Genomic DNA, 15,684 nt, shown 5'->3' with positions numbered 1-15,684 from the left:
ACGGGATGACTGAGAAACCGCGCTTGTTGCAACGGCAGATAAATGAACTTGGAGGGAGGCTTTAATGGTGCTGCCGGAGAGAATTGAACTCTCGACCTCTCCCTTACCAAGGGAGTGCTCTACCACTGAGCTACGGCAGCCAACGGGATAAAGTCCGTGGCGCGTGATTAGACGTATTCGGTTGGCGACGCAAGCGTCTTTTGAGGAATATCCGCCGCTTCATTGGGGAGAGCTTATTTTGGCCTAGGTCAGCTTATTTTCGGGCTGTTCAGGCATGCACGTGTGCATTTGCTGGACGCTCACGCTGCCCTGCGTTAGATATTCGACATGAGTTCGGGAACCAATGATAAATCCGTAAAACCGGGGCGCAAACAGGCGGCTGAGGAGCGTGAAAAACGTCTCAAGGCGGCATTGAAGGCGAATATGGCGAAACGCAAGCAGCAGGTTCGTGCGCGCAAAGATATAGATAACAAGGCAGAGTAGGGCAGAAAATGGATTCAATCGTCGTTACGGGCAATGGCCCACTTAAAGGCCAAATTCCGATTGCGGGCGCCAAAAATGCCTGTCTTACCTTGATGCCTGCGACGCTGTTGTCAGAAGAACCGCTGACCTTGACCAACGCACCAAGACTCTCGGATATCAAAACGATGAGCGCATTGTTGGCTTCGTTTGGGGCGGAAGTCTCAAGCCTTCAGGACGGCAAAGTGCTGGCGATGTCATCGCACAATATCGACAATCACGTGGCTGACTATGAGATCGTGCGGAAAATGCGCGCGTCAAACCTTGTTCTTGGGCCCCTGCTGGCGCGGCTTGGCCATGCGATTGTTTCGCTGCCAGGAGGCTGTGCGATTGGAGCGCGGCCAATGGATTTGCACATCGAAGCGCTTGAGGCGCTTGGTGCGGAGATCGAGCTTAAGGAAGGGTACTTGCACGCAAAGGCCCCAAAAGGGCTAAAGGGCGCTGTGCATGAGTTGCGCTTTGCTTCGGTTGGCGCCACAGAAAACACAATCATGGCTGCGACGCTTGCGAAAGGGACAACTGTTCTCAAGAACGCTGCGAGAGAGCCAGAGATTGTTGATCTGGTTGAATGTCTTCGGAAAATGGGTGCGCAAATCGAAGGTGAAGGCACCTCCACAGTTACGATCGAAGGTGTTGACCGCCTTCACGGGGCCACGCATCCAGTTGTAACGGACCGGATTGAACTTGGCACTTATATGCTTGCGCCAGCAATCGCGGGGGGGGAAGTCGAGCTTCTTGGTGGTCGTATGGATTTGCTGGGCGCCTTTTGTGAGAAGCTTGATGCCGCAGGGATCGATGTTCGCGAGACGGAAAACGGTCTGATGGTCGCGCGCCGTGGTGATGCGATCAAAGCTGTTGATGTAGTCACTGAAGTTTATCCTGGTTTCCCAACAGATCTACAGGCCCAGATGATGGCGCTGATGTGTACCGCCGAGGGCACCAGCGTGCTTGAAGAACGGATTTTTGAAAACAGGTTCATGCACGCCCCAGAGCTTATTCGCATGGGGGCGCAGATTGATGTGCATGGTGGTGTCGCCAAAGTAACGGGCGTAAAGCGCCTCAAAGGTGCACCGGTCATGGCAACGGATTTGCGAGCATCAGTATCGCTTATTCTTGCCGGTTTGGCCGCTGAAGGTGAAACAGTTGTGTCCCGCGTTTATCACGTTGATCGCGGTTATGAGCATGTCGTTGCAAAATTTGCGGGCGTGGGCGCACAAATTGAACGGGTGAAAGAATGAGTAACGACGCCACATTTGAAGACGGCGCAGAGAAACCGCTGCAACTTGTTGCAGCAGATGAAGAAGACTTGCAGGTTATTTCTAGCGTTGCCCAAGACGCTGTTTTCCCGATTTCCGAAGTTGCTTGGCGTCCGCAAGAGCGGCGCTTTGCAATTCTTCTTAACCGGTTCAGATGGGAAGACGCGCCGAACGCAGAGGCTCGTAATCGTCCCTACGAACGCGTGCGTTCCGTTCTGACTTTTGAGGATGCAACAGGGGTTGTAAGCCAGGGAATTGATCAGAACGACAAAGACCTTGTTTTCTCGATCCTGTCGATTGGCTTTGAGCCGGGTGAAGATGGCACAGGGCGCATACTCGTGGTTCTGGCAGGGGATGGGCTGATTGGCGTGGATGTGGAATGTCTCAATGTCACATTGCAAGACGTGACCCGCCCCTATATCGCTCCGTCCAAATCTATGCCTCAGCACCCGGAGTGATCTATGCCTCTATTTCTAAACGCCTCTGACACCGGTTTTGATGCCGAGTTTCAAGCGTTTCTAGGCACCAAACGTGAAGACAGCCCCGATGTGGATGTGGTCGTTGCCGATATTATTGCAGATGTGCGCAAGCGCGGCGATGCGGCGGTTGTGGACCTAACCAATAAATTCGACCGACTCGCGCTCACGCCCGAGACGCTGCGGTTCTCGCCAGAGGAAATTGAAGCAGAATGTGCGAAAGTTGACGCCGAAGATGCCGCTGCGCTTGAATTGGCCGCTTCCCGTATCCGCGCCTATCACGAGAAGCAGCTTCCAGAAGATGCAAGCTGGACAGATGATACCGGCGCAATGCTTGGCTGGCGATGGACAGCTGTTGCCGCGGCGGGGCTTTACGTTCCGGGCGGGCTCGCAAGTTACCCTAGTTCGGTTCTGATGAATGCAATTCCCGCAAAGGTGGCGGGCGTTGAACGTCTCGCGATCTGCGTTCCAACGCCAGATGGTGCAGTAAACCCGCTTGTACTATTTGCGGCGCGCCTTGCTGGTGTGGATGAGATCTATCGCATAGGTGGCGCACAGGCGATTGCTGCGCTTGCTTATGGCACTGAAACTATTGCACCTGTTGATAAGATCACTGGCCCGGGCAATGCTTTTGTCGCGGCTGCCAAGCGTCGCGTTTTTGGCAAGGTCGGAATCGATATGATCGCCGGCCCGAGCGAGATTTTGGTGATTGCAGACAAGAACAATGACCCAGACTGGATAGCCGTTGATCTTTTGAGTCAGGCTGAGCATGACGAGAGCGCACAAAGTATTCTGATAACGGATGACGCAGAATTTGGCCGCGCCGTTGCGCAAGCCGTTGAAAAACGGCTCGAAACGTTGGAGCGGGCTGCTATAGCCGCTCCCAGCTGGCGTGACTTTGGTGCGGTGATCACCGTTCCTGATCTGGAGTGTGCGATAGCGCTTTCTGATCGGATCGCGCCGGAGCACCTTGAGATTTGTGTTGACGATGCTGATGCTTTGGCTGCCAAGATAAGGCATGCAGGTGCGATTTTCATCGGTCAGTACACGCCCGAAGCAATCGGCGATTATATCGGCGGGCCGAACCATGTTCTGCCGACAGCGCGTTCCGCACGGTTCTCCTCGGGGCTGTCTGTTATGGATTTCGTCAAGCGAACCACGCTTTCGCGTATGACACCAGAAGCCTTGGCCGCGATTGGCCCATCGGCTGAACGGCTGGCTAAATCTGAAAGCCTAGAGGCGCACGGCCTCTCGATCCGAGCAAGGTTGGACCGTATCAACGAAGGGTAACGACATGGCAACAAATCGCATCGTTGCAATCGAGATTGACGATGAAGGCCGCGCTCCTGCGACAGCAGAGATCGAACAGGAGCGCCGCGTTGCCATATTCGATCTGCTTGAAGACAACAGCTTTGCTTTGCCTGTTAGAGAAGGGCACGATCCAGAAGAAGGGCCATTCAACGTAACTTTGGCCATTCGCGAGCGCCGACTTGTGTTTGATATTCGCAGCGAAGACGAGGCGCCTCTTGCTGAGTTTCACCTCGCACTTGGGCCGTTTCGACAGGTCGTTCGAGACTATTTCCAGATTTGCGAGAGTTACTTTGACGCGGTAAAGAAGCTGCCCCCAAGTCAAATCGAAGCAATTGATATGGCGCGGCGCGGCATTCACGACGAAGGTGCCCGCGTTCTTCAGGAGCGGCTCGAAGGAAAGGCCAAAGTCGATCACCCAACCGCGCGCCGCCTGTTTACGCTTATTTGCGTCTTGCATTTCGGGGGATAAATGAACCCCGACCGCCCGACCTCTGTCCTTTTTTGCTGTGATCACAACTCTGTACGTTCGCCAATGGCAGAGGGGATCATGAAGGCCATGTACGGCAAATCGATTTATATTCAATCGGTTGGCGTTCACAACGATCTTGAAATTGATGGATTTGCGATTGCGGTGTGCAGCGAGTTAGGTGTCGAGCTTTCTCGACACAAGAGCCGCTCTTTCGACGACATGCAGGATTGGGGCGACGATTTATCTAGTTTTGATCTCGTGATTGCGTTGTCGCCAGCGAGCCAGCGCCGCGCTTTGGATTTGACGCGTTTGTTCCATCTTTCGGTTGAGTACTGGCCTGTTCTGGACCCGACTGGACTCGGAGAAACGCGCGAAGATCGGCTGCAGTCATACCGGCAAACGCGCGACCAAATCAAAAAGCAGTTGCTAGAACGGTTCGGAACGCCCGAGAATCCGCTCTAATTCGCGCAAATTCCTGTGTTTCACGCCAAGTTGTCCTTGAAAAATGCGAAAATGACGCGCATTTAAGAGGCGCTCGTGCACTGGCACGAGAAAGGTAACGAATAGGAGAGACCATGGCCAAGGAAGAAGAGCTCGAATTTCCAGGTGTCGTCAGGGAGCTTCTGCCAAACGCGACGTTTCGGGTCGAGCTGGAAAACGGCCATGAGATCATCGCGCATATGGCAGGCAAAATGCGCAAGAACCGTATCCGCGTTCTTGCCGGTGACAAAGTCCAAGTCGCCATGACGCCTTATGACCTCACCAAAGGTCGCATCAACTATCGCTTCAAGTAGGCGATGCGTTTGATCTTAGGGTCTGCAAGCCCACGCCGCGCCGAACTCCTCAAACAGATTGGCGTGGTGCCTGACGCTGTGCGCCCTGCGGATATAGATGAGACGCCCCAAGTGGGCGAATATCCGCGCCCGTATTGCCAAAGGCTTGCGCGTGAAAAGGCGAAAGCGGTTCAGGCTGCGCCGGACGAGATTGTTTTGAGCGCGGATACGATTGTGGCGATTGGCCGTCGTATCCTCGGCAAGCCAACTGATGAAGCCGAGGCGCGCGATTATCTTCGCCGCCTTTCGGGGCGCCGCCATCGTGTTGTTACTGCTGTCGCGCTGCGCGTAGGCGATAAGATTGCCGAGAAAGAAACTGTTACCATCTTGCGGATGAAGCAACTGACAGAAGCTGATATCAACGCTTACATCGTCACAGGTGAATGGCAGGGCAAAGCAGGAGCCTATGGTATTCAGGGCTATGCGGCGCGGTTCATCCCGTGGATTAATGGTTCCTATACGGGCGTTGTTGGTTTGCCGCTCACAGAAACCGCGCAACTGTTAGAAAGCGCGGGTTACCCGCTGGAGGGCGCATGAAGGGCAGTGTTGTTGCATTAGATCAATGGAAGGGCCGTGGTGCGGCTGCGATGTTGGTTGATGGGAAGTTAACCGATCTTCTGATTGATCCCGCTGCGCAGGAAATGCCCGTGCCGGGAACGATTTACCGTGCCATCTGTGATCGTCCGCTGAAAGGGCAGGGCGGTATGATGCTGCGGATACCTGACGGCACCGCATTTCTGCGCCAAGGTAAGGGGCTCGCGCCCGGGCAGTCTATTTTCGTGCAAGTCACAGGCTTTGCCGAAGAAGGGAAAGCCGTTCCTGTTACTCAGAAAATTCTATTCAAAAGTCGCTACGCGATTGTGACGCCAAATGCACCCGGCGTGAATATCAGCCGCGCGATCCGCGATGACGACATCCGCGACGAATTGATGGAGTTGGCCAAGTCTATGATGGAGGGTGTGCCACACGGCCTCATCCTCCGCTCGATCTGTGAGCATTCAGACCATGAAGAAATCGCCGATGACATAGCGCTCATGTTGGGGCAGGCCGATGGCGTCCTTGATGCTGACGACAACGGAGCGGAGCTTTTGCTTGATGGCCCCGATGCTCAATTGCTTGCGTGGCGTGATTGGCCCGCGCCGGATGTGATGGCGGCGAATGAAGGAAGTTTTGCTGATTACGAAATCGATAGCATGGTTTCTGAAACGCTTGATGACTACGTGCCATTGAGCGGCGGGGCCAGCATGTATGTCGAGCCGACACGCGCGCTTGTAGCGGTTGATATCAATACGGGCGGAGATACATCCGTTGCAGCGGGCCTTAAGGCAAATATCGCCGCTGCTCGCGACCTTCCGCGGCAAATGCGCATTCGTGGTCTCGGCGGGCAGATAACTCTCGATCTCGCTCCAATGACCAAGAAAGACCGGCAGACCTTTGAAAGCGTGTTGCGCGCGGCCTTTAAGGCCGATTCGATTGACACTGCGCTTGTGGGCTTTACGCCGCTTGGCCACTATGAACTGCAACGAAAACGCGAACGGTTGCCGCTTAAGGATTGCGTAGAATGAGTTGTCCGATTTGTTCAAAGGATTCTGATAAGAAATATCGTCCCTTCTGTTCAAAGAACTGTGCAGACATCGATTTGGGCCGTTGGTTCAACGGAACCTACACTGCACCCTCCGAAGAAGAAGACGATTTGAGCGCACTTCGAGATGAGTTAGAAAAAACAAATCGCAAACCACACTGATTTTTTGCGATTTGCCTCTAGACACCACCTTTTAGCGCGTCTAGAACACCGCGACCCGAACGTGAAAACGTTCCCCGTGCCCGGGTAGCTCAGGGGTAGAGCAGTGGATTGAAAATCCTCGTGTCGGTGGTTCGATTCCGCCCCCGGGCACCATTTAAATCAAGCAAGAACAATGCCTTATCACAAGTCTCTGGTGATCTAATCGATGTGAATATCACCTCGGGTATCACTGGGGTATCAAGAGCGCATGGACTGTTCATGCGTCGCTGTTCACTTTTCTGAGGTTACCATGTCCTCAAGCTTCATGATTTCAATCACAGCAGGATCACTCGTTACAGTAACTCCTTCAGATGCAAATATGCGTTTTCTCACATTGGTAAACTCGCCACTCGCCAACGCATTCTCGAAGTGCGAGGCAACTACAAGATGATGTCTGTGATGGGTTTCGTGTCCGCAATCACATTCTTCCGGGTGAGAGATTTGTTTCCAATCCCCTTCTTCGCTTGGCATGTAGTAGACGCCGCGCGTAATACCAAACCCTGCTGGTCTAAGCCCATGTTGTTCTACGGCCAGTTCGGTAAGTAGGATACTTCCGTCCTCTTGGCGCTCAAGATATATGCCTTTTGCAAACGATCCTCCTTGCGCATAGGGGTAGGCTACAAGCCCGTCCAATTCTACGGCTACTGAGACGACGTCAGTCAACAACTCAGTTATCTTGGGGAATTCTGAGAGACTCCCAGCTGCGCCATGAAATAGGGTCTCTCCACTCAGGTAGAAATGGGTTTCAGAGAAGACTGAATCTTCAGGAAGAGTGTCGGCAATCCAAAATCTGCGATAGAAGCAAACCGCTGGTCCGTTTCGTTTCATGGATCTCACGTTGTACTCGGGCAATCCAAGGCCTCTATCAAAAAAGTCGATACCCACTTTTTCTTCGTCAATATATCTTTTCACCCACGGCACCGAGCTAAGTGCGGCTAAAAATGGATCGGAAGATGACGGGGGAAACAGGCCTTCTTGGGTCAACGAGCTGTCTTGGGCCGCGAATTCCCTAAAGACGCTAGTTGGCGCGAAAATCTTTGCCACGATACAGTCATCGGGCAGGTTTCCATTAAGTGGGCCAACCATGAAGGCGGATTGAGCGCTACATCTGTGGCTGCCCGCCTCTGTCGCGATTTCAACCAAATCCACTGCGTCAATATCGTTCCGTCGCAGCCCTTTTCCTCCGATGGCATACAAACATGCGACTTGGTCTCCTGCAGGCTCGTAGAACGCCTCTTCGCGAATGGCGAAAACGGGATCTTCCCAGCAGTCTTCTACTAACTCAATTTCTCGTTTGGATTTGTATTTGTGACCCGCGAACCAAGCAGCCACTTGGGCGGACGAGGAGGCATCCAAGAAAAATGACCGCCAACCATAGTGCTGTAAGATGGCCTGATCAGTCGCTAGGTCGCTTGCCATGTCGAAGGACTTGACAAAGGTTCCGAGAATAAACCGAGAGTATTGCCACCATTTGAGCATTCGGTCCGGGACACAGCCGTGCCGGTCAATAGATGAGCGAAGATCGGGACCTCCATCGGCCCTTAGATATTCCTTGGTCTGACCGCGAAACAAGAGACCCGGCGGCAAAGAGTCAATGGTGTCATTCAACTCCGAAGCACTTTGGCAATGCCACTCGACCATTCATCCAATTCCTTATCAAATATTCGTCTAAACGTAAGTAAGTCCTACATAAACAGACGATATGGGTATTCTCTCCCGGGGAGGCTGGGCACGCTGGCAATGGTTTTTGCCAGAGTTTGGGAGTATCTGATTGTTACCGGAACAGGATCATAAAGTGCGTCGTTGTTCCAATCCATCTTCGTAAGCGCGAGCGCCTCAAGTGCCGTGCATTCCAGAGGACCCGAGCCGGTATGCCTGACCAGCTTTAGAGGCTGGGGAATACTCTTTTTACCTTGGTAATAATTACGCTGTAGTGACGCTTCTGGTGCGTTGCCTGCGACCCAGACCAGAGCCGAACATCCTGAGTGAACCAGCGTCGTTCCCCTCGGTACAGGGAACCCATCTGGCTTGCTTGGACCTCCTTTCCCCTTGTTCTCAGTTAACCAAACAGACCGCCACGCCGACGATTGGCTAACTTCTATGCACTCGACCTCAGGAATTGCAGAAGTTGCATCCAGTACTCCTTCGATTTCCGCTTGTTTGTAGGCCGTTGTCTTGTGAACAACTAGCCTACGCGGCGAAGCACCACCGTTTCTTGATCGATAGAGGCTTAGGCTACGCGCCATAACTGCACGCATATCGCTGCGGGATAAATATGGGTTCCTGCGCATTTCGAGAGTGTCTTCGTGGGGATCTCGTGCTTCATAAGCGACAAACTGCATCCCCCCGCCATCGGCATCGAACACCTGTGAGCAACAAGTAACAAACTTAGTTCCCTCGGTGGTCTTTCGAAGGGAATAAGCGAGACCGATGTAGGCAGTTTGGTCGGGTACACCGGGTAACGGCCCTAGCTTCCATGGCACGCCGCCCGCCTTGACATAAAGTGCAATCGACAACCGCCATGCTAGAGATGCCTTATAACTAAACGAAAAAGTACGATCATTGATCACCTGCGTTGGAATACCTTTCGCCGCTCCCAGAGCCTTCAGCTCATCGTGGGCGTCGAAACCTTCGGCTCTGGAGGCGGCCCTCCACATTTCGGGCAAGTGAACAAGCACGACATCAAATTGATCTCTTACGAGGCTTAACCTGTCCAACCCTTCCCGTAGTGCTTTATGAAGTTGCTGACGTGGGGGCTGACCCGGAGCGATCACATTCAGATCGTCATCCCATTTGATATGAGCACTTTTTGAAGCGGCAACTAACGGCACGCCAAACACTGCTTCAAATCCCCTGAAGGACGGCACGTAGTCTTTTCTGTCTGCGGGTGCGTGGTGTGATCGAAGAGTATTGACCAATTCCCTCATACGAGGCCAACCGCTACGTGGCCCCATCGTGGCTAGTCGAACCTGTGGAGTATAGTTCGGGAACACTTCTCCAGAGTGGGGGCCAAAGCGATCCAAACCTCGGAGTGGACTTACATCTTGCTTAGTTCCATCTTCATTAAATGAGAGTTTTGGCTCATCAAGAAGTAAGAAGGGCGGTAACTTGGAATTCTCATAATCTAATGTCATGTCTAAGCCCTTCGAAAATAAGGGTGATCATGTGATGGCCTAGACCATGCCGGGACAGTCGAAACGACGAACGTGGCGTCAATTCCTTTATGCTCGCCTACCCCAAAGGCTTGTAGTTTCCCGTCATCATTGCCCGCAATCAGCGGTATCCATGCGGCGATTATCTTCGCCCAAACGTTATTGTATCTTCTTGCCCATCTTTCGCGCGTCCAATCTGCAACGATCCCCCTATTTCGTTTCTGCATTTCAGGGTCTTCAGTTCGAGGTGGCCTGACGACTGTGGTTGGCTCAAAAACACACCACCAGCCGTCCAGTACTCGATCAAACTTGATGCGCGCGCCTTCATTGAACAAGAAACCTTTGTGGTTCGGGATAATGCCAGTGAGAGGTGCGCTATAGGCGGCCTGCGGCCCGGATTGCCGAGATTTTCGTTCTCTTTGCGTAGCCTCATCTTCGTCGCGTTTGGCATGACTGAAGACAACTAAGTGTCCACTGCGTCTCAAGCGCGGTGCGAGAGGTTGGTCTCGACAAATCGCACGTACCAAAGCGTCATAGACTAGTCCCATCGCCCAGCTATCTTCGGCAATGTTAAGTTCAATTGTACCGGCAAGTTCGGCATCCTGTTCAGCAAACGCAGTCAATAGGTCTGCGTCCGCGCCGAATGCAGCTAGTTCATTGCCAATGCCGGCAACCGCTCCCATTTTTTGAGAGGCTCTAAGTATTTCCTGAGCTTGCCGGGTGTCTAACGGAGACCCGAGTTTGATTTTTCTAGCGAGTTTAGGTAGCTGCACCAGAGGGAGAGCCGAACTTTGCAATACTGGGAAATTTAGGTGATCTCCAGTGGGTAACGGTGCCGGTTTATTGATCTCGGGAGGTCGCTCTTGCAGCACGTGCTTTTCCAGTTCGTCGGGCAACGCAATGCCATCCAGCAAATCTGCAATTAACTCGTCGAATGTGTGACACTCAAGAACCGAAGTCGTAACACCAGCAGAATGGGCTGCATTCAAGAAATCGACAACTGCAGGCAGTAATCGGCTCGCGGATCTGCAAGTCCAGACGATCCCTGATGGAAACGCATTTGGTTCCTTCAAGGCATGAGTCAACGCGTCCATAACCGACTGGTCTCTGCCACTGTATCCGACGACAATCAGTCCGAACCGACCACACGCGCCAGTCAGTACATTTCGCATTTTGAGGTCTTGAGTCGCTAGCTCATCCGACGTGTTCTTCAGGTCGACTGACTGAAAATCCCCGTGAACCTTGGCAAGCAGGGGCCAGTCGGATTCGCGCAAGCATCGATCGGCTCTGTCAGCGTTGTCGATTCCTGCAACGGTCAAATTTGCTCTGTCTGTTGCCTCTAACAGCTGATCTGTTACTGTCGCTGCAGTCTCAATCATAGAGTCAAAGTTTGTGGTGAAGAGGCACGGAACTCTTCCATTCGAAATCAGTGCTGCGAGACCCCGATGGGCAAAGGACGGCGTGCCTTTTGTGACAGCCTGTTCGATGTAGGCTCGGCGTTCTTCCGGTGTGGAATATACGGCTTCGAAAGCTGCAGCGTATTCGGTAGGATCGTCTTTCGGGGGTAAAATTGATCTACTGGACAAATAGAGTTCAATTCGCTCGACCCACAAAGGATCATTAGAATCCACTTGTTTGCGGCTCGTCCCACTGAATTGACAAAATAGTTGTTTCTTAAAATCCACAATCATGTCGTACCCAGTGGGGATTCCCGAGGATGCTGACGCGCCCGCGCCCAAGAACCAAGAAAATCCAGCAGGGTTTAAACAAAACTTAGGGAGGAATTTTGTTGTGGAAGTAATCTTAATGTCGTCTTCTAAATCCAAATTATCCCACCCAAACACTGCTACTACTGCCAAATTGGCCCGTCACTCGTACGATTTGGGACGCTAGCTTTTCTTTTACGTCCCTTGGAGAGCTATTCGAAGCCTACGTCCACATTCGGGTGAACTAGTCAACCTGATAGGAAGGATGGCTGGAATAGAGACACAACTCAAGCGTTCATTGGCTGCTTTTCGCTTCCCGCTTAATTTGAGGTGACGCTACAGGCTCGCTGTAACGCCACGTCGCAAGCCAAGGCATAGTTTTCGCAACCCGAAAATTTGGTCACGCGCGGAATAGCACGCCCAGAAGCCGACCTCAGTTGGTCAATACTGAAAGCGCTTCCTTCTCAGCCTTTGACCCCTTAACCCACTGCCACGGCGTGCGCGGCTTCCTTGCCTTCGCCAATTCGGGGTTTGCTTTGGCATCACTGGCAGCGGCGCGCAGACGTTCGCGGGCCTCGCGCGGGTCGATCTTGAGTTCTTCGCAAAGGGCTTTCAGTGTGATGATAACGGGCATGGTGATCTCCTTGGTTTCTGATGCAGATCGATAAGACGTGATCAGCAGGCATGTCAGGGACAACCCCACAATAAATCCCTAGAGCAGAGGGCGTTACCCGTTGGCTTCTCGAATTGAGGACTGGTCGTGACCCCGCAATAGCTTGAAAATGGGGATTGAAGGTTTCGTTTGCGCGATCTGCTTGTGTCCCACATCAAAATAATCGCCGGACCCCAAAGAGGACCGGCGACCATTTGTGCATTTACATTAGGGCAGAAAGGACCTGAATGATCCTCTCCGTAAGGCTCAAGACGCTGTCAATGTTTCCTCCGACAGCTACTGCCCATAGCAAATTGCGTTCAGTACTTCTCCTCACGAATTCGCTCCTGCGGGCGGAGTGTATCTCCTCTACAGGTTGCGGATTCAGGTTAGCCGTTGGCCAAATGCCGAGCGGGCGACAGCCACTCCCGTTTTTCCCGACACGCCCTGATAATTGGTCTTCGACCAGAGCCGGAGAAGCTGCTAGTGATAATATGTGCCTACCCCAAGGTGAATTCAAGCAAGCCAACTATAAGCCCTAGAGCATACGGCGTTGAGCGCGCGTGGCCGCGTTGTATTGAGCCAGAAGGCGTCGTGACCGGATCGAACGTCGTGTTGCGAGCTAAGCGCCGCAGACGGCAGTGCTGGCCCCTGTGCGCGGCGCAGATACCCATCAACCTAGGAAATACCCTGACGCCCACCACCGCTCGACCTTATTGCGCTGTTGCGACTGCAATCAGCAAAGGAGACCACAATGGTCATTCGAGCAACATGGAAATTTAACGGGCAGGAGAAAGTCATACTCGGCAACTGGCATAGACTGTGGTGCCTGCTGTTCGGGCCGCTGTATTACCTATTCAAGGGCATGTTCCTGTGGTCGATCTTGTCGCTGATCACAGCCAACGGCTTGTGGATTGGCTTCCCGCTCTACAATCGCGTCATCGTTACTCGTCATTTCCACAAGAAGGGTTGGGTCCAAGAATGAAGGACAGAGCGTCCAACCAAGCAGATTGCTACCCGTGTGGAACCCAGAGCATCACTTTCAAGTCCAGCGCGATTGCGGACCACCTGAAAAGATTCAGCTATTTGGCTCCAGCTCGTATCCGACAGTCTGATACATAGTCCTCGTGTCGCCTAAGACAGGTCTGCCGGACACCCAATTGAGTGCTGACGCAAGGTGTGGGGGTAGGTGTTTTTTTATGGGCGATTGCCTCGTGAGCAGACAGGTCGTCATGCATCCTTTCAAGATTTTCGGCCTCTAGCCGCTGCCTAACACCACCCCCATTGACTGTTGAATCAGTTCACCTTGTTGCGAGGGACGACATTCATCTTCAGTCCTCCATCTCGCCTCAACGCCCGGAAGCTGTCGATGTGCCTCTGGATTGTTGTGGCATTCTTAAAGGCAAGATCAGTCGGAGTGTAGCTTTCGAAGCCGTGAAACGACGCATAATATCCGACGACTTCTAGCAACGCTTCGACAACGTCGGTGTTCGTCAGCGCTACATCATCAGTGCCATCAATTTTGCCCTCGTGCAGGATCGCTGCTTGGATTGCGGTTTTTAGGCGGTATTGCATTTCAATATGTTTAGTCATTTATTGTGTTCCTTTACATTTTTGGCGCGTGGTAGCTGCTCAGGCACGCGAGCGAAGTTTTTTGAGGGGAGTGATCACTTGCTCAAAAATCACATACGTGTGCGAATTCTGAGCAAGTGAATGGAATGTTGCCTGCGGTCTCATGGCAGAGCCCAGACGGACTCCTTTCCGTCTTTCGACTTAATGACGCCGAGTGTGTCACCTGCGCGGCGTAGAGTGGCCAACGTGATGCCGTTTGCGTCCGCCATACCGTCCAGCGCTTTTTTCTTGATAGGACCACGGCGCAGCACGCTTTCCAACCACGCAGTTGCGGTATCTCTGGCTTTTGGTGGGCGTCCGCGCTCGGCTTCGGGCGGAGCTAGAAGATCATCAGCGGTCATATCTGGATCGCATTCATGCCAAACGATTTTTGGATGGGAACGCGGTCCATCGCTCTCCATTTCGAAGACTATGGCAGGACCTGCTTCTGAATAGTTTGACTTCGCGTGCACAATTGCCCGTTTTTTTGGGTTATCTGGATGTGGCGCAAGTATCAGCCCTGACCTAACCCGTGCAGAGATCGAGATTGATCCGATACCTTGGTGCATCGCGTGATCCGCCCGCGACTTGCGGAGGTGCCGAACAATGAGGATCGCCGTATCAAAATCCCGCGCCAGTTGATCCAGCTGAATCATGAAGTGCATAGTCTCTGTGGCGTTGTTGCCGTTCGAGCCTTCCTGCATGAACGCAATGATTGGGTCGATGATAACCAATGCGGGTGTATTTGAGGCTAGCTCTTGCCGCACCAGCGCTAGGCCGCGCTCATCAAGCGTGAACGGCTCATCTTGATATCGCACCTTCGAAACATCGGCCCCGGCTTTCATCAATCTTGGTTTGAGAACCCTCGACGGATCATCCTCCGCTGACATGAACAGCACAGACCCTTGCTCAATCTCATCAATAAAGGGTGGTGGCTTGCCTGTTGAAACGGCAGCGGCGATTGCGCACGTAAAGGTGGATTTACCCTGGCCCATGTTCCCGTCGAGAACGGTGATCGCCCCCTTGATAATGTACGGGTAGGCAAGAAACTGCGGCTCGGATTCTACAACATCCCCGAGCCATCCAAAGGCTTCGTCGCTGCCTGTGTCATACTTGCCAACGCTTTCGGCAATACGGTCAACTTCATCTGCACCAAGAGGTGGGCTGCACGCTGTGCTATTGATCGCTTGCAATGCGGTAGCGATAGCCGTGTCGCCCAATCCCCGATATCTCAATGAACCAGCTATCTTGGTTAGCTCGTTGTTCCGGCCTCCGGCTTTAAATGTCCCTTCATTTTGAAAGTTTGCCGTTCGTCTGCCTTTGCGTTCAAGCGAACCTACAAACGACGAGGGCAGTTTCGCGATGGGCCTTCTGTTGCCGCGCCATCGATACGATTTCCCGCTATGATGATTGCTCGGAGGCACCACTATGTACCCGCTCTCAGCATCTTTGATATCGATGCCATCAAGGGTTATTTTTTTCTTGGGGAGCGCTTCAGAGACCCGAAAGTAGTGATGCGCACCTCTGCCAGTTTGGACCGCCAAAGTCTCTTTAAGGTTTAGAGCCTCGAAAGTCTTAACGCCTTCAGGCCCATCGACATCAAGCGCCACTAACCCTTGTGGAAGGATCACACCCAGATTTGCGTCTGGGTGAATTTTGAATGCGCGACGAATCTTAGCGACCTTGCTCGTGGCGCTATGCTGGCCCTTTGGGAATAGTTCGGCGATTGGATGCTTGCCGGGGCTACCGCACTGGCGCTTACCGCAGGAGCATGTTCCGTTTTCATCGATACCGTGTAGTGCAATAATTTTTGCACCCTGCCGCGCCCATGCGAGCGCAGCTTTGGTGATTGAAGGCGAATTCATGCCATCCTCAAAGCGAAATGCCTTTTGCATTTCTGTCTCCTTTTCTGGATG

General features: G+C 52.9%; 17 protein-coding genes and 2 tRNA genes. 12 read left to right on the top strand and 7 right to left on the bottom strand.

Translation table 11 applies throughout. The features are described from left to right. Window positions 1-65: 65 nt before the first annotated feature. A tRNA-Thr gene (locus N9C89_RS11460) sits at window positions 66-140 on the bottom strand. Between the two features lie 187 nt (window positions 141-327). Between N9C89_RS11460 and N9C89_RS11455 the strand changes: the two genes are divergently transcribed. The 11 genes from N9C89_RS11455 to N9C89_RS11405 all read left to right on the top strand — a co-directional run bounded on the left by N9C89_RS11455 (window position 328) and on the right by N9C89_RS11405 (window position 6,761). Continuing rightward, window positions 328-483, top strand: coding sequence for a hypothetical protein (locus tag N9C89_RS11455; RefSeq protein WP_263954009.1), 156 nt, complete (start codon window positions 328-330; stop codon window positions 481-483). Between the two features lie 8 nt (window positions 484-491). Next, a complete protein-coding gene (gene murA, locus N9C89_RS11450; RefSeq protein ID WP_263954008.1) occupies window positions 492-1,757 on the top strand; it encodes a UDP-N-acetylglucosamine 1-carboxyvinyltransferase in 1,266 nt (421 codons plus the stop codon). Then, on the top strand, window positions 1,754-2,233 hold the full coding sequence (locus tag N9C89_RS11445) for a DUF2948 family protein (protein WP_263954007.1): 480 nt from the start codon (window positions 1,754-1,756) through the stop codon (window positions 2,231-2,233). Before murA ends, N9C89_RS11445 begins: the two co-directional genes overlap by 4 nt. A 3-nt stretch (window positions 2,234-2,236) precedes the next feature. Continuing rightward, window positions 2,237-3,541, top strand: a complete 1,305-nt coding sequence (hisD, locus tag N9C89_RS11440; RefSeq protein ID WP_263954005.1) for a histidinol dehydrogenase — start codon at window positions 2,237-2,239, stop codon at window positions 3,539-3,541. Window positions 3,542-3,545: 4 nt separating this feature from the next. Further along, entirely contained in the window at window positions 3,546-4,031 is a 486-nt protein-coding gene (locus tag N9C89_RS11435) for a UPF0262 family protein (RefSeq protein ID WP_263954003.1), read from the top strand. Continuing rightward, window positions 4,032-4,493: a low molecular weight phosphatase family protein gene (locus tag N9C89_RS11430; protein ID WP_263954002.1), complete on the top strand. Its 462-nt coding sequence runs from the start codon at window positions 4,032-4,034 to the stop codon at window positions 4,491-4,493. A 113-nt stretch (window positions 4,494-4,606) separates the two neighbouring features. Then, the gene (infA, locus tag N9C89_RS11425) at window positions 4,607-4,825 is read left to right on the top strand and encodes a translation initiation factor IF-1 (RefSeq protein ID WP_039004513.1); all 219 of its coding nucleotides are present in this window, start codon (window positions 4,607-4,609) and stop codon (window positions 4,823-4,825) included. 3 nt (window positions 4,826-4,828) lie between these two features. Continuing rightward, the gene (locus N9C89_RS11420; RefSeq protein ID WP_263953999.1) at window positions 4,829-5,401 is read left to right on the top strand and encodes a Maf family protein; all 573 of its coding nucleotides are present in this window, start codon (window positions 4,829-4,831) and stop codon (window positions 5,399-5,401) included. After that, entirely contained in the window at window positions 5,398-6,429 is a 1,032-nt protein-coding gene (locus tag N9C89_RS11415; RefSeq protein WP_263953998.1) for a ribonuclease E/G, read from the top strand. The genes N9C89_RS11420 and N9C89_RS11415 overlap by 4 nt, the downstream gene beginning before the upstream one ends. Then, window positions 6,426-6,608 (top strand): DNA gyrase inhibitor YacG, encoded by a 183-nt coding sequence (locus N9C89_RS11410; protein WP_263953996.1) that lies wholly within the window; start codon window positions 6,426-6,428, stop codon window positions 6,606-6,608. The genes N9C89_RS11415 and N9C89_RS11410 overlap by 4 nt, the downstream gene beginning before the upstream one ends. Window positions 6,609-6,686: 78 nt before the next feature. Next, a tRNA-Phe gene (locus N9C89_RS11405) sits at window positions 6,687-6,761 on the top strand. Between the two features lie 117 nt (window positions 6,762-6,878). Here the strand turns inward: N9C89_RS11405 and N9C89_RS11400 are convergent. From N9C89_RS11400 to N9C89_RS11385, 4 genes are all read right to left on the bottom strand, one after another. Then, window positions 6,879-8,288 (bottom strand): FRG domain-containing protein, encoded by a 1,410-nt coding sequence (locus N9C89_RS11400; protein ID WP_263953994.1) that lies wholly within the window; start codon window positions 8,286-8,288, stop codon window positions 6,879-6,881. Window positions 8,289-8,332: 44 nt separating this feature from the next. Next, complete coding sequence (locus N9C89_RS11395; RefSeq protein ID WP_263953993.1) at window positions 8,333-9,781, bottom strand: argonaute/piwi family protein; 1,449 nt, start codon at window positions 9,779-9,781, stop codon at window positions 8,333-8,335. Window positions 9,782-9,783: 2 nt separating this feature from the next. Continuing rightward, window positions 9,784-11,625, bottom strand: a complete 1,842-nt coding sequence (locus N9C89_RS11390; protein WP_263953992.1) for an SIR2 family protein — start codon at window positions 11,623-11,625, stop codon at window positions 9,784-9,786. A 313-nt stretch (window positions 11,626-11,938) separates the two neighbouring features. Further along, on the bottom strand, window positions 11,939-12,139 hold the full coding sequence (locus N9C89_RS11385; RefSeq protein WP_263953991.1) for a hypothetical protein: 201 nt from the start codon (window positions 12,137-12,139) through the stop codon (window positions 11,939-11,941). 772 nt (window positions 12,140-12,911) lie between these two features. On the opposite strand from N9C89_RS11385, the gene N9C89_RS11380 reads away from it, so the two are divergent. Next, window positions 12,912-13,142: a hypothetical protein gene (locus N9C89_RS11380; RefSeq protein WP_263953989.1), complete on the top strand. Its 231-nt coding sequence runs from the start codon at window positions 12,912-12,914 to the stop codon at window positions 13,140-13,142. A gap of 311 nt (window positions 13,143-13,453) precedes the next feature. On the opposite strand, the gene N9C89_RS11375 is transcribed toward N9C89_RS11380, so the two are convergent. Both N9C89_RS11375 and N9C89_RS11370 read right to left on the bottom strand, forming a co-directional pair. Next, a complete protein-coding gene (locus tag N9C89_RS11375) occupies window positions 13,454-13,750 on the bottom strand; it encodes a hypothetical protein (RefSeq protein WP_263953988.1) in 297 nt (98 codons plus the stop codon). Between the two features lie 140 nt (window positions 13,751-13,890). After that, on the bottom strand, window positions 13,891-15,663 hold the full coding sequence (locus N9C89_RS11370; protein WP_263953987.1) for a bifunctional DNA primase/polymerase: 1,773 nt from the start codon (window positions 15,661-15,663) through the stop codon (window positions 13,891-13,893). Window positions 15,664-15,684 lie beyond the last annotated feature (21 nt).

The sequence above is a fragment of the Halocynthiibacter sp. SDUM655004 genome, assembly GCF_026015885.1.
Taxonomy (GTDB): Bacteria; Pseudomonadota; Alphaproteobacteria; order Rhodobacterales; family Rhodobacteraceae; genus Falsihalocynthiibacter; species Falsihalocynthiibacter halioticoli.
The sequence above is the reverse complement of the archived record's forward strand: the minus strand, read 5'-3'. Positions and strand labels throughout refer to the sequence as shown.